We start from the raw sequence: 19,988 nt of genomic DNA, 5'->3' as shown, positions 1-19,988 counted from the left end.
GTCGGCAGTGATCAGAACTCGTGATCAGCGCTATCCGGGTTCAGGTCGCTGATCCCCAGCTTGCCGGCAGCCGCTTCGATCGAGCCGGTCTGCTTGACCAGTGCGGCGATGGCGTCCCGCACGATCTGGTTGCCCGCGTCGTTACCCGCAGCGATCAACTGGTCGTAGTGCTCACCCTTGTTGGCGTGGTCAACCATGACCTGGATCTTCGCTTCGGTCGCCGCCAGGTCCGCTTTCAACGCGGCGTCGGCGGCCGGGTCGGCCTTGGCCACCAGGGATGACAGGCTGGCGCCGGTCATTTTGCTGCCGTCAGTGCGGGTGTACTCGCCCAGGTAGACGTTGCGGATGCCCTTGGCGTCGTAGAAGTGCGAGTTGTGGGTGTTGTCGCTGAAACAGTCCTGCTCGTCTTCCGGCGAGTTGGCTTCCAGGGACACCTTCATGCGCTCACCGGCCAGTTCGCCGAGCGACAGGCTGCCCATGCCGAACAGCATTTTGCGCAGGCCGTCGGTGGCCGGTTCGGCCTCCAGCGTGGCGCGGTAGTTGTCTTCGACGTTGGGTTTCCAGTTGCCGACCATTTCTTCCAGGTCGCTGACCAGCAACTGCGTCACGGCGCGCAGGTACGTGCGGCGGCGCTCGTTGTGGCCACCGGTTGCACCGTCGCCGGTCATGTAGTCCGACGCAGGCCGGTTGCCGGCGCCCGGGCCGGTGCCGTTCAGGTCCTGGCCCCACAGCAGGAATTCGATGGCGTGGTAGCCGGTGGCGACGTTGGCTTCGGAACCGCCCAGCTCATTGAGGCTGGCGAGTTTTTCCGGGGTGATGTCCTTGACGTCGACCTTGTCTTCGCCGACCTGGATCTCGGTGTTGGCGATGATGTTGGCCGTGGCGCCAGGGTTGCCCAGCGCGTGCTCGTAGGATTTGTCGGTGTAGTCGATCAGGCCTTCGTCCAGGGGCCAGGCGTTCACTTGGCCTTCCCAGTCGTCGATGATGGTGTTGCCGAAGCGGAACACTTCGCTCTGCAGGTACGGCACGCGCGCGGCGACCCAGGCGGTACGGGCGGCTTTGAGGGTCTCGTCGTTCGGGTTGGCGAGGAAGGTGTCGATCGCGGTTTGCAGGGTTTTCGCGGTGGATTCGGCATCGCTGTACACCGCGAACACCATGTCAGCGTAATGCGCGACCACGGCCTTGGCAGCGGTTTCGTCGACCTGGCCGGCAGAGGTGGCAGCCGCCGGAGCGGCAGTGCTGGCGGCCGGGGTCGGCGCCTGGGGCGCGGCGGCCTTGTCTTTACCTTCGCCGCAACCGGCGAGCGAAATGGCAATGGCCAACAGACTGGCGGTGGCCAGGGGCATACGAATCATGGCGAACATCCTGCATCGGTCGTTGATAGGGCGCGCGGGGGCCGCGCAAAACTGCAACATAATGCGAAAGATTTGCATTTTCTGTAAAGGGTTATACGAGGGAAATCTCAACTATCGTTTGGTCGTGTCAGAGAATGGCTGCGTTATTGCGCTCGGCCTGCTTCAAATACGCCGCCAATTCCCGTGCCGGCAACGGTTTGCTGTAGTGGTAGCCCTGACCTTCATGGCAGCCCTCGGAGATGATGTAAGCCTCCTGTTCCGCGGTTTCCACGCCTTCGGCGATCACCTGCATGCCCAGGCTTTTACCCAATTGGATAATCGCCCGCACGATGGTGGCGTCGTCGTCATCGTCGAGCAGGTCCTGCACGAAGCTCTTGTCGATCTTGATCTTGTCCAGCGGCAGGCTTTTCAGATAGCTCAAGGATGAATAGCCGGTGCCGAAGTCATCGATGGCGATCAGCGCGCCGGAGCGGCGCAGGCTCAGCAGGTGCTGGGCGGCGGTGCTGATGTCTTCCATCAGGCCGGTCTCGGTCACTTCCAGTTCCAGGCTGCGCGGTGGCAAGCGATAGATCTGCATCAGGTTATTCACCACCCGTGGCAATTCGGTGTGGTGCAGTTGCACGGTGGACAGGTTGACCGCCATGCGCAGCTCGGTGAAGCCTTGGTCGTGCCATTCGCGCAATTGTCGACAGGCCTGGTCGAGCACCCATTCACCGATCGCGATAATCGTGCCGTTCTGTTCCGCCAGGGGGATGAACAAGTCCGGCGGCACCAGGCCGTGTTCCGGGTGCTGCCAACGGATCAACGCTTCGACGCCGACCACACGGTGGTCGCGGTAGCTGATCTGCGGTTGGTACACCAGGTAAAACTGATTGCGGCTCAAGGCGTCGCGCAGGTCTTTCTCCAGTTCGCGGCGTCGGCGCATTTCACTGTCGACACTGGCGATATAGAACTGATAGCGGTTGCGCGAGCGGCTCTTGGCCAGGGTCATGGTCTGTTCGGCTTTTTGCAGCAGTTTCTCGGTGCTGTCGCCGTCTTCCGGGAACAAGGTGATGCCGATGGTGGCGCGCAGGCGAATCTGCTCGCTGTCGAGGGCAAACTCCGCTTCCAGGTCATCGAGGATACTTTGCGCCAGCTCGGCGGCTTCGTAGGGCTGATCGATATCGGCCTGCACCAGGGCGAACTGGTCGCCGCCGAGGCGGGCGAGGGCGCCGAGGCGGCCGCTGTGGGCGCGCAGGCGATCGGCCAGGGCCAGCAGCAGTTTGTCGCCGGCCTGGTAGGTGAACTGCTCGTTGACGCTTTTGAAGTCATCCAGGCCCACGCACAACACGGCGACGCGGCGCTGCCGACGGCCGGCGTCGATCAGGATCTTGTCCAGTTGCTCCTGCAGTTTCTGGCGGTTCGGCAGGCCGGTGAGAAAGTCGTACTGGGCCATGCGCAGCAGGCTGGATTCCGCTTCATGACGCAGGTGGGTGTTGCGTTCGATGGATTCGAGCAACTGGTTGGCCGTATTGATCCACAGCCCCAGTTCATTGCGTTCGTGGCCCTTGAGCTGGGGGATCTTGTGTTCGCTGGGGCGGTCGGGGTTGATCGAGGTCAGGTGTTCGATAATCCGCGACAGCGGCTTGGTCAGCAGCCAGTGATACACCAGGTACAGCACCAGGCCCATGGCCAGTGCGCGCAGCACCCCGGAAATAAAAATGATCACCGAGCTGACAATGAAACCCTTGCCGTAGGTGGCCGTGTCGAGCGTGATGCTCAGGTCGCCGTAATACTCGCTATAGGGGCCTTTGCCGACCAGGGCGGTGGTGAACGTGCGCTCCTGGCCGAGAATCAGGTCGGTCAACCAGCGGCTGGAGGATTGCTGCAAGGCGCGGTTTTTTTCCGCGAGCATGGTTTCGTTGGGATGGCCGATGGAGGCCATGCGGACCGCGTCGTCCTGAAACAGACCTTCGATCACCTGCATGCCCATCTCGCGGTCCAGGCTGTAGACGGCCTGGGTCGAGGGGTCGCGAAACATGTCGAGGATGCGCTGGGCATCATCGGCCACGGCCTGGCGCGTCTTGTAGGCATCGAAAACGATCTGCGCCACGCTCAGCGCCACGCCCACGATCAATGCCGACAGCAGCACAACCCGTAGCAACTTCACCGACAAGCTGTTTTTGAGTTCCAGCTTCAAAGGGGCATTCCTTGTCTCATGCGGGTGGCCTTCAATATGCCATGAGTATTGGCAATCTGGTGATGGCAGTCAAAGGAACATTGCGGCGCGATGCTCCATGACGCCATGGTGGGCCGGTCTGTTGCAGGCGGGGTCGTCAGGCGAGGGGGGAATTCAAGTGATGGCGGACTGATTTTGCTCCGCCACCGTTCACGCTTTCCCAATCAGAATTTGATTTGCTGCTGTTGATTCGTTGCGCTGCCGGCAGCACTCGTTGCGTTTTTCAGAAGGTCTTTTGCGACATTCATGGCCATACCGGCGGCTTGTTCAGCCAACGGCATTAGCACGGGGGCGAGTGCTGCGGCTGCGGAGGCTGCTGCTCCTAATCCTGCTGCGCCTGCGATCATAAGTTAATTCTCCGACATTGAATGAAAGGGACATTCCTCTCACTGCCTGGGTGGCAATTTCCGCGCAGTTGGTTCCGTCATGCCCAACTGGCGCCGCCGTCGAACGCACAAAAAAAAGCCCGGCAATCGCCGGGCTCTTTTTACTGCAAGGGTTGCTTAGGCAGTGAAGGCCTTGCCTTCGAACTGCTCAGCCACGAACTTCCAGTTGACCAGGTTCCAGAACGCTTCCACATACTTTGGACGGGCGTTGCGGTAGTCGATGTAGTAAGCGTGTTCCCAGACGTCGCAGGTCAGCAGCGGGGTGTCGCCGCTGGTCAGCGGGTTGCCGGCGCCGATGGTGCTGGCCAGAGCCAGGGAACCGTCAGCCTTTTTCACCAGCCAGCCCCAACCGGAACCGAAGGTGCCGACGGACGTCTTGGTGAATTCTTCTTTGAACTTGTCGAACGAACCGAACGCAGCGTTGATGGCTTCAGCCAGTGCGCCGGTCGGTTGACCGCCGGCGTTTGGCGCCAGGCAGTTCCAGTAGAAGGTGTGGTTCCAGACCTGAGCGGCGTTGTTGAAGATGCCGCCCGAAGAAGACTTGACGATTTCTTCCAGGGTCTTGCCTTCGAACTCGGTGCCAGGCACCAGGTTGTTCAGGTTCACGACATAGGTGTTGTGGTGCTTGTCGTGGTGGTATTCCAAGGTTTCCTTGGAAATGTGCGGCTGCAGGGCATCGTGTGCGTAGGGCAGCGGCGGCAATTCGAAAGCCATGATGATTCTCCTAATCAGGTCAGTTGCGGTGAGCGCAAGGCCGATCACGGGCGGCCAAACAAGCGCCGGGGAGTTTGTACTCTTTGCGGCGCAGGGTCCGGATCATAGCACCCGGGGTGTGGCAAAACCACGCAACAACTGTGTGGGATAGAGGTTCCAGAGCGTTTTGGAATATTCATCATGCACTGATCAATTGATAGGCCACGCTGAACATCATCCCCGCCACCAGAAGGTCGAGCAGGCGCCACGTCGTCGGACGTGCCAGCCACGGCGCCAACCAGGCGGCGCCGAGCGCCAGCGTGGCGAACCACAGGAACGAAGCGCTGGCCGCGCCGGCCACGTAGGCGCCGGGTTCGGTCTGTTGGGCGCCCAGCGAGCCAATCAGCAGCACGGTGTCCAAGTAAACGTGGGGGTTGAGCAACGTCACCGCCAACGCGCTGAGCAACACGGCGCGCAATGAGCGCACCTTGAGGGCGTCGCCTTGGTCGAGGCTCTGTTTCGAACAGGCCCGCCGCAGCGCGCAGGCGCCGTACCACAGCAGGAACGCGGCACCGCCCCAGCGGGCAATCCCCAGCAGGATCGGGCTTTGCGCCAGTATCGTTGCCAGGCCGAATACCCCGGCGGCCACCAGCAGCGCATCGCAGACCACGCACAGGGCCGCCACCGGCAGGTGGTGTTCACGACGCAGGCTTTGCGCGAGCACAAAGGCGTTCTGGCTGCCGATGGCCATGATCAGCCCCAACGCGACCAGCAGGCCGTTCATATAGCTTTGCCACATAGTTGAAGATCCTTGCTCAAGCCGAAACGATGCTGGCTATCTTCCCTGGCATGGCTGTATAAGAAAAACCAATATTGCTGATCGCTCATTAGAGAAACTGATGTTCGACTATAAATTGCTCTCCGCCCTGGCGGCGGTGGTGGAACAAGCCGGCTTCGAGCGCGGTGCCCAGGTGCTGGGGTTGTCGCAATCGGCGATCTCCCAGCGTATCAAGCTGCTGGAGGCACGGATCGGCCAGCCGGTGCTGGTGCGGGCCACGCCGCCGACGCCGACCGATATCGGCCGGCGCCTGCTCAACCATGTGCAACAGGTACGGCTGCTGGAGCGCGACTTGCAAAGCCAGGTGCCGGCGCTGGATGAAGAAGGCATGCCCGAACGCCTGCGCATCGCGTTGAATGCCGACAGCCTCGCCACCTGGTGGGCCGAGGCCGTCAGCGACTTTTGCGCCGAGCAGCATTTGCTGCTGGACCTGGTGGTGGAAGACCAGACCGTCGGCCTCAAGCGCATGCGCGCCGGTGAAGTGGCGGCCTGTATCTGCGCCAGTGAACGCCCGGTGGCCGGGGCGCGCAGCCTGTTGCTGGGCGCCATGCGCTATCGGGCGCTGGCGAGTCCGGCGTTTATCGCACGGCACTTCCCCAACGGTGTGCGCGCCGATCAACTGGCGCGCACGCCGGCCTTGGTATTCGGCCCGGACGATTTCCTGCAACACCGCTACCTGGCCGCGCTCGGGGTGGACGGCGGTTTCGAGCACCATTTGTGCCCGTCGTCCGAAGGGTTTATCCGCTTGGCGGAAGCCGGGCTCGGTTGGGGCCTGGTGCCTGAACTGCAGGTCGGCGACCAGCTGCAAAGGGGCGTATTGGTCGAGTTATTGCCAGATAAGCCCATCGATGTGCCGCTGTACTGGCATCATTGGCGCAGTGGCGGGCAACTGTTGGGTTTGTTGACCGACCATCTGGCCCAGGCCTGTGGTCAATGGTTGGTGCCGTTGGACTGATGGCGGGCGTCAAGGCAACAGCGATGAAAAACGAAAGAACACGGAGTAATACATGAAGATTCTGGTCACCGGCGCAAGCGGCTTCATCGGCGGGCGCTTTGCGCGTTTCGCCCTGGAGCAGGGCCTGGACGTGCGGGTCAACGGGCGGCGCGCCGAAGGTGTGGAACACCTGGTACGGCGCGGTGCCGAGTTTATCCAGGGTGATTTGAATGATGCCGACCTGGTGCGCGAACTGTGCCGCGATGTCGAAGCCGTGGTGCATTGCGCCGGCGCTGTCGGGCTGTGGGGGCGCTATCAGGATTTCCATCAGGGCAATGTGCTGGTGACCGAGAACGTTGTCGAAGCCTGCCTCAAGCAACGGGTCGGGCGCCTGGTTCACTTGTCGTCGCCATCGATCTATTTCGACGGCCGCGACCACCTGGGGCTGACCGAAGACCAAGTGCCCAAGCGCTTCAAGCATCCTTATGCCGCCACCAAGTACCTGGCCGAGCAAAAGGTGTTCGGTGCCCAGGAATTCGGCCTCGAAGTCCTGGCCCTGCGCCCGCGTTTTGTCACCGGCGCCGGCGACATGAGCATCTTCCCGCGTCTGCTGAAAATGCAGCGCAAGAACCGCCTGGCCATCGTCGGCGACGGCCTGAACAAGGTCGACTTCACCAGCGTCCACAACCTCAACGAAGCGCTGCTCAGCAGTCTGCTCGCCACCGGCTCGGCGCTGGGCAAAGCCTACAACATCAGCAACGGCACCCCGGTGCCGGTGTGGGATGTGGTGAACTACGTGATGCGCCAGATGGACTTGCCCCAGGTGACGCGGTATCGGTCCTACGGTTTGTCCTACAGTATCGCCGCGTTGAACGAGGCATTCTGCGCGCTGTGGCCCGGGCGCCCGGAGCCAGCGTTGTCGCGCCTGGGCATGCAGGTGATGAACAAAGATTTCACCCTCGACATCAGCCGCGCAAGGCATTATCTCGACTATGACCCCAAGGTCAGCCTGTGGACCGCGCTCGACGAGTTCTGCAGCTGGTGGAAGGCCCAGGAACCGGGGCTGAAGTAAGCTCACAAGCAGCAACACATCGGGAACCGAATTCAGGGTTCCAGGTCGATCAGTGCGGTAGGACAGCGGTTTATACTGCCGCCGCTCGGCTTTTCAGATAGCTATCTCACCGATTCAGGGTTGATTCATGCGTAACGATGCCAACGACGATTTCGACAATGTTCCCAGCCTGCGGGCCGACTCCTTGGACGATGATGATTTCGTGCCGACCGCCGCCACCTCCGTGCGTTCGCGCAATACCCCTGTGGTCAAGGTCAAGAGTGCCAGTACCGGGCCGCTGTGGGCCTTGGTCGGCGCGCTGCTGATCGCCTTTGCCGGCCTGGCCTGGTGGAGCTTCCAGCAGATCTCCCTGATGGGCCAGCAACTGGTTGCCACCCAGGAAAGTTTTGCACGCATCAGCGAAGAAGCGGCGGGGCGCCTGCAGGATATTTCCGGCAAGTTCGTGGCCAATGAGGCCAGCGTGAACAACGGCAGCGAAGCGCTGAAACTGCAGATCAAGCAGCTGGAAACCCAGTTGCTGGAGCAGGGCAAGCAGCAAGTCGGCGTGGCCGGCCAGGCCACCGAACTGGACAAGCGCCTGGCCCAGATGACCGCCAGCACCACCGACCTGTCGAACGCCAACGCCAAGCTGCAAGGCCAGGTGCAGGCGTTGACCGACGCCGTGGCCAGCCTCAAGGCGGCACAAGGTGAGGCCGCCAAGCGCGATGCCGAGATCAGGGAACTGGTCGCCGACGTGGCGGCCCTGAAGAAACAGGGCAACCCCAGTGCAGCCATCGCCCGCCTTGAACAAGACCTGGTGGTGCTAAAGAGCGCGCAGGACAACCAGCCGGGCAATAGCGACGCGCCGACCAATAAAGAGTTCGATGTGTTCCGCATCCAGACCACCCGCAATATCACCACCTTGCAGAGCCAGGTGCAGAACCTGAATCAGCGCCTCAATGCGCCGGCCGCGGTCACGCCGATCGGTCAGTAAAGGGCTTGGGGGAAATGTCACCATCTGGTGACATTTCCCTGGTCCTTCGTTACATGTGCTCACCTCGCCCTTGTTTAGACTCCGGTCATCCCACAAACAATAATAAGGGCTCCCCATGACCACCCAACCACTGCCTGCCAGCAGTTGGCTGAACGCACCTGCCCACCACGCCTGGCTCGCCAGCGAAGGCCAGCGCCTGCTGTCATTCGCCAAGGCTTCGCGCCTGCCCGACGGGTTCGGCAACCTGGACGATAAAGGCCAGTTGCCGGCCGATGCCGTTGCCGAGACCATGAACACCGCGCGCATGACCCATAGCTTCGCCATGGCTCACGCGATGGGGTTGCCCGGTTATGCCGGGCTGGTCGAGCATGGGGTAGCCGCCCTCAGCGGCGCGCTGCGCGATAACGCGCACGGTGGCTGGTTCGCCGCGCCCCACGCTGTGGATGGCAATACCGGCAAGGCTGCCTACCTGCACGCTTTTGTCGCCCTGGCCGCCAGTTCTGCGCTGGTCGCGGGCGCACCCGGCGCACAAGCCCTGTTGAACGACGCGATCCAGATCATCGAGCAGTTTTTCTGGAGCGAGGAGGAGGGCGTCATGCTCGAATCCTTTGCCCAGGACTGGAGCGGCGTCGAGGCCTATCGCGGCGCCAACAGCAACATGCACGCGACGGAAGCGTTCCTCGCCCTGGCCGACGTCACCGCCGACACACGCTGGCTGGACCGCGCGCTGCGCATCGTCGAGCGCGTGATCCACACCCACGCCGCCGGCAACCAGTTCATGGTGATCGAGCACTTCGACGCCCAGTGGACACCCTTGCGCGGTTACAACGAAGACAACCCCGCCGACGGCTTCCGCCCCTATGGCGTGACCCCCGGCCACGGCTTCGAGTGGGCGCGGTTGCTATTGCACCTGGAGGCTGCGCGCCTGCGGGCCGGGCTGGCCACGCCGGACTGGCTGGTGACCGACGCCAAAGGCCTGTTCGCCAGCGCCTGCGACAGCGCCTGGGCCGTGGATGGCGCCCCCGGCATCGTCTACACCCTGGACTGGAACCAGCGCCCGGTAGTGCGCGAACGCCTGCACTGGACCCACGCCGAAGCCAGCGCCGCCGCGCAGGCCTTGCTCAAACGCACCTTCGAGCCGCATTACGAAACCTGGTACCGGCGCTTCTGGGAGTTTTGCGACAGCCATTTCATCGACCGTACCCACGGCAGTTGGCACCACGAACTCAGCCCGCACAACCAGCCCAGCAGCAAGATCTGGGGCGGCAAACCGGACCTGTACCATGCCTGGCAAGCGGTCTTGCTGCCGGCGCTGCCGTTGGCGCCGAGCATGGCCAGTGCGTTGGGTTCCGGGTGCTATGTCACCAAGTGGTGACATTTGTGCATCCCTTTGTTACCTGCGCTTAAAAATTCCCTGTTTAAACTCCGTGCAGCGCAAGCTCCAGACTTGCATGCATAACAACAAGAAAAGGTACTCAGATGAACGCGATTAATCGCCTCGCCGTCGCTATTTCCATTGCCTCGTTGTTTCCCCTCAGTGCATTTGCCGCCGACTCGAAAGGGACGGTTGAAGTTGTGCATTGGTGGACCTCGGGCGGTGAAAAAGCGGCTGTAGATGTCCTGAAGGCCCAAGTTGAAAAAGACGGCTTCACCTGGAAAGACGGTGCTGTCGCAGGTGGCGGTGGCGCCACGGCCATGACCGTGCTGAAAAGCCGCGCGGTCGCCGGTAACCCACCCGGCGTAGCCCAGATCAAAGGCCCGGACATCCAGGAATGGGCATCCACCGGTCTGCTCGACACCGACGTCCTCAAAGACGTGGCCAAAGAAGAAAAATGGGACTCCCTGCTCGACAAGAAAGTCTCCGACACCGTGAAGTACGACGGTGACTACGTTGCCGTTCCGGTGAATATCCACCGCGTGAACTGGCTGTGGATCAACCCGGAAGTCTTCAAGAAAGCCGGTATCACCAAGAACCCGACCACCCTCGAAGAATTCTACGCCGCCGGCGACAAGCTCAAGGCCGCTGGCTTCATCGCGCTCGCCCATGGTGGCCAGCCTTGGCAGGACAGCACCGTGTTCGAAGCGGTCGTTCTGTCGGTGATGGGCGCCGATGGCTACAAGAAAGCCCTGGTTGACCTGGACAACGGCGCGCTGACTGGCCCGCAAATGGTCAAGGCGCTGACCGAGCTGAAGAAAGTCGCGACCTACATGGACGTCGACGGCAAAGGCCAGGACTGGAACCTCGAAGCCGGCAAAGTCATCAATGGCAAGGCCGGCATGCAGATCATGGGTGACTGGGCCAAGTCCGAGTGGACCGCCGCGAAGAAAGTCGCCGGCAAAGACTACGAGTGCGTAGCCTTCCCGGGCACCGACAAAGCCTTTACCTACAACATCGACTCCCTGGCGGTGTTCAAGCAGAAAGACAAAGGCACTGCAGCCGGTCAGCAGGACATCGCCAGAGTCGTGCTGGGTGAAAACTTCCAGAAAGTGTTCAGCATCAACAAGGGTTCGATCCCTGTGCGCAACGACATGCTGAACAAAATGGAATCCTACGGTTTCGACTCCTGCGCCCAGACCGCAGCCAAAGACTTCCTGGCTGATGCCAAGAGCGGCGGCCTGCAGCCAAGCATGGCGCACAACATGGCCACCACGCTGGCCGTGCAAGGTGCGTTCTTTGACGTCGTGACCAACTACATCAACGACCCGAAAGCCGATCCGGCCGACACCGCCAAGAAACTCGGCGCTGCGATCAAGTCGGCCAAGTAACGGTTGACCGGATGGGGGAGCCCTGGCCCCCATCCGGTACGTTCCTGTAGTCCTTTTCCTCTGTATTGGATTTTCCCATGAGTTCTGTTGCTGTGTTCAGCAAAGCCTCGCCGTTCGATGCCCTGCAGCGCTGGCTACCCAAACTGGTGCTGGCGCCAAGCATGTTCATCGTGTTGGTGGGCTTCTACGGTTATATCCTGTGGACGTTTGTGCTGTCGTTCACCACGTCGACGTTCCTGCCGAGCTACAAATGGGCGGGCCTTGCGCAGTACGAGCGGTTGTTCGACAACGATCGCTGGTGGGTCGCGAGCAAGAACCTGGCGCTGTTCGGCGGGATGTTCATCGGCATCACCTTGGTGATCGGTGTGACGCTGGCGATTTTCCTCGACCAGAAAATCCGTCGTGAAGGCTTTATCCGCACCATTTACCTGTACCCGATGGCGCTCTCGATGATCGTCACCGGTACGGCCTGGAAATGGCTGCTCAACCCGGGCATGGGCCTGGACAAACTTCTGCGGGACTGGGGCTGGGAAGGCTTCCGTCTCGACTGGCTGATCGACCCGGACCGCGTGGTCTACTGCCTGGTGATCGCTGCCGTGTGGCAAGCCTCCGGTTTCATCATGGCGATGTTCCTGGCCGGCCTGCGTGGCGTCGATCAATCGATCATCCGTGCCGCGCAGATCGACGGCGCAAGCCTGCCGCGCATCTACTGGAGCGTGGTGCTGCCGAGCCTGCGTCCGGTGTTCTTCAGTGCGGTGATGATCCTGGCGCACATCGCGATCAAGAGTTTCGACCTGGTGGCGGCGATGACCGCAGGCGGACCGGGCTACTCGTCCGACCTGCCGGCGATGTTCATGTACTCGTTCACCTTCAGTCGCGGCCAGATGGGCATGGGTTCGGCCAGTGCAATCCTGATGCTCGGTGCGATCCTCGCGATCATCGTGCCGTACCTGTACTCCGAGCTGAGGACCAAGCGTAATGACTAGTCTTGCCGCAAAACCTGCCATCAGCCTGAGCCGCATCGCGATCTACGCGGTGCTGATCTTAGCGGTGCTGCTGTACCTGGTGCCGCTGGTGGTGATGTTGCTCACCAGCTTCAAGACCCCGGAAGACATCAGCACCGGCAACCTGTTGAGCTGGCCGACCGTGGTCACCGGCATCGGCTGGGTCAAGGCCTGGGCCACGGTGGATGGCTACTTCTGGAACTCGATCAAGATCACCGTGCCGGCTGTGCTGATTTCCACCGCCATCGGTGCGTTGAACGGCTATGTGCTGTCGTTCTGGCGCTTCCGTGGTTCGCAATTGTTCTTCGGCCTGTTGCTGTTCGGCTGCTTCCTGCCGTTCCAGACCGTGCTGCTGCCCGCGTCGTTCACTCTCGGCAAGATGGGCCTGGCCAGCACCACCACCGGCCTGGTGTTTATCCATGTGGTCTACGGCCTGGCGTTCACTACGCTGTTTTTCCGTAACTACTACGTAAGCATTCCGGATGCGTTGATCAAGGCGGCGCGCCTGGACGGTGCAGGTTTCTTCACCATCTTCCGTCTGATCATCCTGCCGATGTCGACCCCGATCATCATGGTCTGCCTGATCTGGCAGTTCACTCAGATCTGGAACGACTTCCTGTTCGGCGTGGTGTTCTCCAGCGGCGACTCGCAGCCCATCACGGTGGCGCTGAACAACCTGGTCAACACCAGCACCGGGGCCAAGGAATATAACGTGGATATGGCGGCGGCGATGATCGCCGGGCTGCCGACCCTGCTGGTCTATGTGATCGCAGGCAAGTATTTCGTGCGCGGCCTCACGGCCGGCGCGGTCAAGGGGTAATCATGGCTACGCTTGAACTTCGCAATGTAAACAAGACCTATGGCGCCGGCCTGCCCGACACCTTGAAGAACATCGAACTGTCGATCAAGGAAGGCGAGTTCCTGATCCTGGTCGGCCCGTCGGGGTGCGGCAAGTCCACGCTGATGAACTGCATCGCGGGCCTTGAGACCATCACCGGCGGCGCGATCATGATCGGCGACCAGGACGTCAGCGGCATGAGCCCCAAGGATCGCGACATCGCCATGGTGTTCCAGTCCTACGCGCTGTACCCGACCATGAGCGTGCGTGAAAACATCGAGTTCGGCCTGAAGATTCGCAAGATGCCCCAGGCCGATATCGACGCCGAAGTGGCGCGGGTGGCCAAGCTGCTGCAGATCGAACACCTGCTCAACCGCAAGCCGGGCCAACTCTCCGGCGGCCAGCAACAGCGCGTGGCCATGGGCCGGGCCCTGGCGCGTCGGCCGAAGATCTACCTGTTCGACGAACCGCTGTCCAACCTCGACGCCAAGCTGCGCGTCGAGATGCGTACCGAAATGAAACTGATGCACCAGCGTCTGAAAACCACCACCGTCTACGTCACCCACGACCAGATCGAAGCGATGACCCTGGGCGACAAAGTGGCGGTGATGAAGGACGGCATCATCCAGCAGTTCGGCACGCCGAAAGAGATCTACAACGATCCGGCCAACCTGTTCGTGGCGAGCTTTATCGGTTCGCCGCCGATGAACTTCATTCCCCTGCGCCTGCAGCGCAAGGACGGCGGCCTGGTAGCGCTGCTCGACAGCGGCCAGGCGCGTTGCGAGCTGCCGCTGAGCATGAGCAACGCCGGCCTGGAAGACCGTGACGTGATCCTCGGCCTGCGCCCGGAGCAAATCGTGCTGGCGACGGGGGAGGGCAACGGTGCGTCGAGTATTCGTGCCGAAGTCCAGGTCACCGAGCCGACCGGCCCGGACACCCTGGTGTTCGTGCAGCTCAATGACACCAAGGTCTGCTGCCGCCTGGCACCCGATGTGGCGCCGCAGGTGGGCGAGACCCTGACCCTGCAATTCGATCCGGCCAAAGTGTTGCTGTTCGACGCCAAGACCGGCGAGCGCCTGGGCACCGCTGCGTCGCTGCCGGCACAGGATCGTGCCGACAACGTGGCCCAGTTCAAGGGTCGCTGAATTAGGTAAGTTGTTGTTTTTATTAAAAAAATGTAACCCGCGTTAGATAAAAACAGTTTAATAACAATAAAGACGAGGATGTAGGGATGAAAAAGCAACACAACAACACCCGGCTGATCTGCCAATTGTCAGCAGTGGCAGCCCTGGTCCTGTCCGCCAATGCGATGGCGGACGACGCGTTCAGCGCCGATTCCAAATGGATGACCGGCGATTGGGGCGGCGAGCGGACCAAGCTGATCGAGCAAGGTATCGATATCAAGGCTGACTACGTCGGCGAAGTCGGTGGCAACCTGAGCGGTGGCTACAACAACGACAAAACGGCGCGTTACGCTGACCAGTTCGGTCTGGGCGTGGCATTGGATCTGCAAAAGTTGTGGGGCTGGGATAACACCCAGGCCAAGATCCAGCTGACCAACCGTAACGGCCAGAACATCTCCAACGACCGTATCGGTGATCCGCGTGCCGGCACCTTGAGCTCGTCTCAAGAAGTGTACGGCCGTGGCCACATGGTGCGTTTGACCCAGTTCTGGATTCAGCACCAGATGTTCGACAACAAGCTGGACGTGAAGCTCGGTTACTTCGGTGAAGGCGAAGACTTCAACACCTTCCCGTGCGACTTCCAGAACCTGTCGTTCTGCGGCTCTCAGGTCGGTAACTACGTCAGCACCTGGTACAACTGGCCGGTCGCCCAGGCCGCGATCCGCGTGAAGTACCACATCACGCCTGAGCTGTATGCGCAGATCGGTGCGTACAACCAGAACCCGTCGCAGTTGGAGCACGGCAACGGCTTCAAACTCAGCGGCAGTGGCACCAAGGGCACCGTGATCCCGGTGGAATTGGTCTGGTCGCCGAAGGTCAATAACCTGCCGGGCGAATACCGTGTGGGTTACTACAAGAGCGCCGCCGATGCCAGCGACGTCCGTGAAGACGTCAACGGCAACGATGCTGCCACCACCGGCGCGGCCTACCGTACCCACAGCAGCAAAAAAGGCTATTGGTTCGTTGCGCAACAGCAACTCACTACCCATAACGGCGACGCGTCCCGTGGTCTGAACATCGCGGCCAACGCCACGTTCCACGACAAGGACACCAACACCGTCGATAACTACCAGTCGATCATGTTGGTGTACAAAGGGCCTTTCGACGCGCGTCCAAAAGACGATGTGGGGATTGGTGCCGCTCGTCTGCACGTTAACGATGACGTGAAGAAAAACGCCGAGCTGCTCAACGTTGCCAATGGCGTGAGCGACTACGACAACCCACTGTACGCACCGCTGCGCAGCACCGAGTACAACTACGAAATCAACTACGGTTTCCACGTCACCAACTGGCTGACCGTGCGTCCCAACCTGCAATACGTCGTCCACCCGGGCGGCGTGGATAAAGTCGACAATGCGCTGGTGGCCGGTCTGAAAATTCAGTCGGTGTTCTAACGCTGTTGCGATAAGCTCCTTCTCTCTGTGCGCATTTGCGGGTAGCCATGGCTATCCGCTTTTTTTTGGATTGCACTGTGAAGATATTCAGGACCGTGGCACATGCATGAGCATCCGCTGCAACGCTTTTTCAAATCCCTGCGCGAGCGTCCGGTGTTCGCCTGGGAGCGCTTCCAGACGCGCGATGTGTTGGTGATCGACCATCCGTTGTGCCAGGCGGTATTCAGCCGCCAGGGCGCGCAATTGCTGCATTTTCAGCCCCGTGGGCAGAAACCCTGGTTGTGGTGCGCAGCCAAGTGGCCACAAGTCGGTGCCATTCGCGGCGGCGTGCCGGTGTGCTGGCCGTGGTATGGCCGGCATCCCAGCGAAAATGCGTGGCCGTCCCATGGCTGGGCGCGGCTGATCGATTGGAAACTGCTCGACAGCAACACCGACGACGACGGCGTGCGCCTGCACTGGCAGTTGCAGTTGTGCGACTGGCAGGTGGACTTGCACGCGCACCTGGGCGAAACCCTGGAGTTGCGCTTGTGTACCGAGCATCAGGATGAGCTGCCGTGCCAACTGAGCCATGCGTTGCACGCTTACTGGCGGATTGGCAATGTCGGTGAGATAGCGCTGTCTGGGCTCGACGGGGCGCTAGGTTATGACCAGCTCAATCGCCAGGCTTGCCAGCAGGAAGGCGAGTTGCGCGTGGAAGGCGGGTGTCAGCGCGTGTTCCAGCATGAGGGCGAGCTACACCTCAAGGACCACGCCTGGCAGCGCGAATTGTGCATCGACACCGGCGACAGCGCCGACACCGTGGTGTGGCACCCAGGCAGCCGGCCGTTGCTGGGGGTGAGCTTCAACGAGGCGTCGGGGTTTGTATGCGTCGAGTCGGCGATGGCCGGGGCCAGCCTGGCGCCGGGGGAGCGGGCGCATCTGAGTTTGCAGGCCAGGGCTGGGGTTTAGCGCTGTTGCTGATACCGTCTTCGCGAGCAAGCCCGTTCCCACATTTGAAGCGTATTCCAAAGTAGGACTCGTCAAAATGTGGGAGCGGGCTGGCTCGCGAAGAGGTCGGGACTGCTGGAGGCATTGTCTGCTTCAGTTGAACTCATCGCCAACCGGATACCGGCTGTCATTCAAGCTCTCTTTGATCTTGCGCAGGTGCGGCTGGAAGTCCACGCCACGGCGCAAGGTCATGCCGGTTGCCAGTACATCCAGCACCGTCAGTTGGATGATCCGCGAGGTCATCGGCATATAGATGTCGGTGTCTTCCGGCAGCGGAATGTTCAGGCTCACGGTGCTGACCTTGGCCAGCGGCGAGTTCTCGGCGGTCACACCCAGCACCGATGCGCCGTTTTCCCGGGCAATACGCGCCACTTCCACCAGCTCGCGGGTACGCCCGGTGTAGGAGATGATCACGAACAGCTCGCCGGTGTGCGCCACCGAAGCAATCATGCGCTGCATCAGCACGTCGGCATGGGCGGTCACCGACAGGTTGAAGCGGAAAAACTTGTGCAACGCATCCATGGCCACCGGGGCGGACGCGCCGAGGCCGAAGAAGTGGATCTGGCGCGCCTGGATCAACAGGTCCACGGCCTTGCTGATCAGGTTCGGGTCGAGGGCCTGGCAGGCGCTGTCCAGAGAGGCAATGGCGCTGCCGAAGATCTTTTGGGTGTAGGCCTCGGGGTCATCATCGGCCTCCACCGCACGGCTGACATACGCCGCGCCGCTGGCCAGGCTTTGCGCCAGTTGCAATTTGAGTTCAGGGTAACCGCTGACGCCGAACGAACGGCAGAAACGGTTGACCGTCGGTTCACTGACCGAGGCGGCTTGGGCGAGGGCTGCGATCGAGAAGCGGGTCGCCTGCTGTGGGTTGAGCAGGATGACCTCGGCGACTTTTTTCTCGGCCTTGTTCAATTCTTCGAGGCGGTTCCGGATCTGTTCCAGAAGATTTCGCACGCGGTCCATACAGTGTTTCCTTGGGGCGACGATGCAAATAAAGGGTGGTCGCCAATCGACGAGTGGCCCTTTGCGGTGGCCTATCCTACTTAGGGTAGCTGAACACCACCACTCGGAATGCGTATTTCGGGAAAATGTTGTGGTTATTACTACATTTTTCCTTGAGTGATGCCTTGAAAAAAGGTATTTGTAGCTTAACTTGATAAAAGAACAAACATCATGCCTTCGATAACGGTAGAACCCTGCACCTTTGCCCTGTTTGGCGCGTTGGGTGATCTGGCGCTGCGCAAGTTATTTCCTGCCCTCTATCAACTCGATGGTGCCGGGCTCTTGCACGACGACACGCGCATCCTGGCCCTGGCCCGCGAAGCCGGTTCCGAGCAACAGCACCTGGCGCATATTGAAACAGAACTGCGCAAATACGTCGGCAAGGAACTGGACGAAGCCATCGCCCAGCGTTTCCTGGCGCGCCTGACGTATGTTCACGTCGATTTCATGAACGCCGACGACTACGTGGTCCTGGCTGAAAAAGCCGGCACCGGGCAGCGCCTGATAGCTTACTTCGCCACGCCTGCGGCGGTGTACGGGGCGATCTGCGAAAACCTGTCCAAGGTCGGCCTGGCGGACAATACCCGCGTGGTGCTGGAAAAACCCATCGGCTCGGACCTGGAATCTTCGCGCAAGGTCAACGACGCTGTCGCACAGTTTTTCCCGGAAAACCGCACGTACCGCATCGACCATTATCTGGGCAAAGAAACCGTTCAGAACCTGATCGCCCTGCGTTTCGCCAACAGCCTGTTCGAGACCCAGTGGAACCAGAACTACATTTCCCACGTGGAAATCACCGTGGCCGAGCAGGTCGGCATCGAAGGCCGCTGGGGTTACTTCGACAAGGCCGGGCAGCTGCGGGACATGATCCAGAATCACCTGCTGCAGCTGCTGTGCCTGATTGCCATGGACCCGCCGGCCGACCTGTCCGCCGACAGCATCCGTGACGAGAAGGTCAAGGTGCTCAAGGCCCTGGCGCCGATCAGCCCGGACGGCCTGACCACCCAGGTGGTACGTGGCCAGTACATTGCCGGCTACAGCGCCGGCAAGCCGGTGCCGGGTTACCTGGAAGAAGAGAATTCCAACACCCAGAGCGATACCGAAACCTTCGTCGCCCTGCGCGCAGATATCCGCAACTGGCGCTGGGCCGGGGTGCCGTTCTACCTGCGCACCGGCAAGCGCATGCCGCAAAAGCTGTCGCAGATCGTCATCCACTTCAAGGAACCGTCCCACTACATCTTCGCCCCCGAGCAGCGCTTGCAGATCAGCAACAAACTGATCATCCGCCTGCAACCGGACGAGGGTATTTCCTTGCGCGTGATGACCAAGGAGCAGGGCCTGGACAAGGGCATGCAACTGCGCAGCGGTCCGCTGCAACTGAATTTTTCCGACACCTATCGCAGCGCGCGGATTCCCGATGCCTACGAGCGGTTGTTGCTGGAAGTAATGCGCGGCAATCAGAATCTGTTTGTTCGCAAAGATGAAATCGAAGCCGCGTGGAAGTGGTGTGACCAGTTGATCGCCGGGTGGAAAAAATCCGGTGATGCGCCCAAGCCGTATGCGGCGGGTTCCTGGGGGCCGATGAGCTCGATTGCACTGATCACGCGGGATGGGAGGTCGTGGTATGGCGATATCTGAATTGAAACTGCCTCAGGGCGTCACTGCCCATGAGTACCGTTCGCCGGCGTTGCTGGCCGATGGCCTGGCCAACGACGTGGCCGAACAACTGCGCGCCGCCATCAGTGCCCGTGGCGAAGCGACCCTGGTGGTGTCCGGCGGCCGCAGCCCCGTGGCGTTTTTCCAGAACCTGGCCAAGCAGGGTCTGGACTGGTCCAAGGTCACCGTCAGCCTGGCCGATGAGCGCTGGGTGCCGGTGGAGCACGTCGACAGCAATGCCGGCCTGTTGAAGAAGTACCTGTTGCAAGGCCCGGCAGCCAAGGCCAAGTTCCTCAGCCTGTACAGCGCCGCCGCCAATCTTGAAGACGCCGCCGAGCAGGCCGATCGCCTGCTGGCCGAACTGCCAGCCATTGATGTGCTGGTACTGGGCATGGGCGACGACGGCCACACCGCGTCGTTGTTCCCCAACAGTCCGAACCTGAGCGAAGCCCTGCAGGCCGACGGTACCCGCCGTTGCTGGCCGATGCTCGCGCCGACCGTACCACGCCAGCGCCTGACCATGAGTCGCGCGCTGCTGGCTACGGCGAACTACACCGTACTGTCGATTTCCGGCAGTTCGAAATTGACCACGTTGAGCGCCGCGCTGGCCAGCAACGACGTTGCTGCCATGCCGATTCGCGCATTTTTGCAACCTACATTAGAGATTTACTGGTGCCCATGAGCCAAG

General features: G+C 61.1%; 18 protein-coding genes. 12 read left to right on the top strand and 6 right to left on the bottom strand.

The genetic code is table 11. The features are described from left to right. Positions 1 to 11: 11 nt before the first annotated feature. From LQ249_RS24585 to LQ249_RS24565, 5 genes are all read right to left on the bottom strand, one after another. Positions 12 to 1,355, bottom strand: coding sequence for an imelysin family protein (locus LQ249_RS24585; protein WP_057004516.1), 1,344 nt, complete (start codon positions 1,353 to 1,355; stop codon positions 12 to 14). Positions 1,356 to 1,482: 127 nt separating this feature from the next. Further along, positions 1,483 to 3,534: a putative bifunctional diguanylate cyclase/phosphodiesterase gene (locus LQ249_RS24580; RefSeq protein ID WP_017847174.1), complete on the bottom strand. Its 2,052-nt coding sequence runs from the start codon at positions 3,532 to 3,534 to the stop codon at positions 1,483 to 1,485. Positions 3,535 to 3,737: 203 nt separating this feature from the next. After that, complete coding sequence (locus LQ249_RS24575) at positions 3,738 to 3,920, bottom strand: hypothetical protein (protein WP_017847175.1); 183 nt, start codon at positions 3,918 to 3,920, stop codon at positions 3,738 to 3,740. Positions 3,921 to 4,076: 156 nt separating this feature from the next. Further along, positions 4,077 to 4,673 (bottom strand): superoxide dismutase, encoded by a 597-nt coding sequence (locus tag LQ249_RS24570; RefSeq protein ID WP_017847176.1) that lies wholly within the window; start codon positions 4,671 to 4,673, stop codon positions 4,077 to 4,079. Positions 4,674 to 4,851: 178 nt separating this feature from the next. Continuing rightward, positions 4,852 to 5,451, bottom strand: coding sequence for a LysE/ArgO family amino acid transporter (locus tag LQ249_RS24565; protein ID WP_057004515.1), 600 nt, complete (start codon positions 5,449 to 5,451; stop codon positions 4,852 to 4,854). A 100-nt stretch (positions 5,452 to 5,551) separates the two neighbouring features. On the opposite strand from LQ249_RS24565, the gene LQ249_RS24560 reads away from it, so the two are divergent. The 10 genes from LQ249_RS24560 to LQ249_RS24515 all read left to right on the top strand — a co-directional run bounded on the left by LQ249_RS24560 (position 5,552) and on the right by LQ249_RS24515 (position 16,603). Continuing rightward, complete coding sequence (locus LQ249_RS24560; protein ID WP_017847178.1) at positions 5,552 to 6,445, top strand: LysR family transcriptional regulator ArgP; 894 nt, start codon at positions 5,552 to 5,554, stop codon at positions 6,443 to 6,445. Between the two features lie 52 nt (positions 6,446 to 6,497). Beyond that, positions 6,498 to 7,496, top strand: coding sequence for an NAD-dependent epimerase/dehydratase family protein (locus LQ249_RS24555; RefSeq protein ID WP_046382282.1), 999 nt, complete (start codon positions 6,498 to 6,500; stop codon positions 7,494 to 7,496). Positions 7,497 to 7,623: 127 nt separating this feature from the next. After that, positions 7,624 to 8,469: a hypothetical protein gene (locus tag LQ249_RS24550; RefSeq protein ID WP_057004514.1), complete on the top strand. Its 846-nt coding sequence runs from the start codon at positions 7,624 to 7,626 to the stop codon at positions 8,467 to 8,469. Positions 8,470 to 8,584: 115 nt separating this feature from the next. Then, entirely contained in the window at positions 8,585 to 9,844 is a 1,260-nt protein-coding gene (locus LQ249_RS24545; protein ID WP_017847181.1) for a D-mannose isomerase, read from the top strand. A gap of 104 nt (positions 9,845 to 9,948) precedes the next feature. After that, positions 9,949 to 11,235 carry an ABC transporter substrate-binding protein gene (locus LQ249_RS24540; protein ID WP_017847182.1) on the top strand — a complete coding sequence of 429 codons (1,287 nt, stop codon included), beginning with the start codon at positions 9,949 to 9,951 and terminating at the stop codon, positions 11,233 to 11,235. A gap of 77 nt (positions 11,236 to 11,312) precedes the next feature. Further along, the gene (locus tag LQ249_RS24535; RefSeq protein WP_003175732.1) at positions 11,313 to 12,221 is read left to right on the top strand and encodes a carbohydrate ABC transporter permease; all 909 of its coding nucleotides are present in this window, start codon (positions 11,313 to 11,315) and stop codon (positions 12,219 to 12,221) included. Beyond that, the gene (locus tag LQ249_RS24530; protein ID WP_046382285.1) at positions 12,214 to 13,059 is read left to right on the top strand and encodes a carbohydrate ABC transporter permease; all 846 of its coding nucleotides are present in this window, start codon (positions 12,214 to 12,216) and stop codon (positions 13,057 to 13,059) included. The genes LQ249_RS24535 and LQ249_RS24530 overlap by 8 nt, the downstream gene beginning before the upstream one ends. 2 nt (positions 13,060 to 13,061) lie before the next feature. Further along, the gene (locus LQ249_RS24525) at positions 13,062 to 14,222 is read left to right on the top strand and encodes an ABC transporter ATP-binding protein (RefSeq protein WP_046382286.1); all 1,161 of its coding nucleotides are present in this window, start codon (positions 13,062 to 13,064) and stop codon (positions 14,220 to 14,222) included. Between the two features lie 86 nt (positions 14,223 to 14,308). Then, on the top strand, positions 14,309 to 15,655 hold the full coding sequence (locus LQ249_RS24520) for a carbohydrate porin (RefSeq protein WP_017847186.1): 1,347 nt from the start codon (positions 14,309 to 14,311) through the stop codon (positions 15,653 to 15,655). Between the two features lie 102 nt (positions 15,656 to 15,757). Beyond that, the gene (locus tag LQ249_RS24515) at positions 15,758 to 16,603 is read left to right on the top strand and encodes a D-hexose-6-phosphate mutarotase (protein WP_057004511.1); all 846 of its coding nucleotides are present in this window, start codon (positions 15,758 to 15,760) and stop codon (positions 16,601 to 16,603) included. A gap of 132 nt (positions 16,604 to 16,735) precedes the next feature. Here LQ249_RS24515 and LQ249_RS24510 read toward each other — a convergent pair whose 3' ends face one another. Beyond that, positions 16,736 to 17,596: a MurR/RpiR family transcriptional regulator gene (locus tag LQ249_RS24510; protein ID WP_169850571.1), complete on the bottom strand. Its 861-nt coding sequence runs from the start codon at positions 17,594 to 17,596 to the stop codon at positions 16,736 to 16,738. Positions 17,597 to 17,815: 219 nt separating this feature from the next. On the opposite strand from LQ249_RS24510, the gene zwf reads away from it, so the two are divergent. Together zwf and pgl are read left to right on the top strand one after the other, a co-directional pair. Beyond that, positions 17,816 to 19,282 (top strand): glucose-6-phosphate dehydrogenase, encoded by a 1,467-nt coding sequence (gene zwf, locus LQ249_RS24505; RefSeq protein ID WP_017847189.1) that lies wholly within the window; start codon positions 17,816 to 17,818, stop codon positions 19,280 to 19,282. Continuing rightward, positions 19,269 to 19,982, top strand: a complete 714-nt coding sequence (gene pgl, locus LQ249_RS24500) for a 6-phosphogluconolactonase (protein ID WP_046382287.1) — start codon at positions 19,269 to 19,271, stop codon at positions 19,980 to 19,982. Before zwf ends, pgl begins: the two co-directional genes overlap by 14 nt. Positions 19,983 to 19,988 lie beyond the last annotated feature (6 nt).

The organism is Pseudomonas sp. 7-41, assembly GCF_021233075.1.
Taxonomy (GTDB): Bacteria; Pseudomonadota; Gammaproteobacteria; order Pseudomonadales; family Pseudomonadaceae; genus Aquipseudomonas; species Aquipseudomonas veronii.
This window is presented reverse-complemented; position numbering and strand designations above follow the sequence as displayed.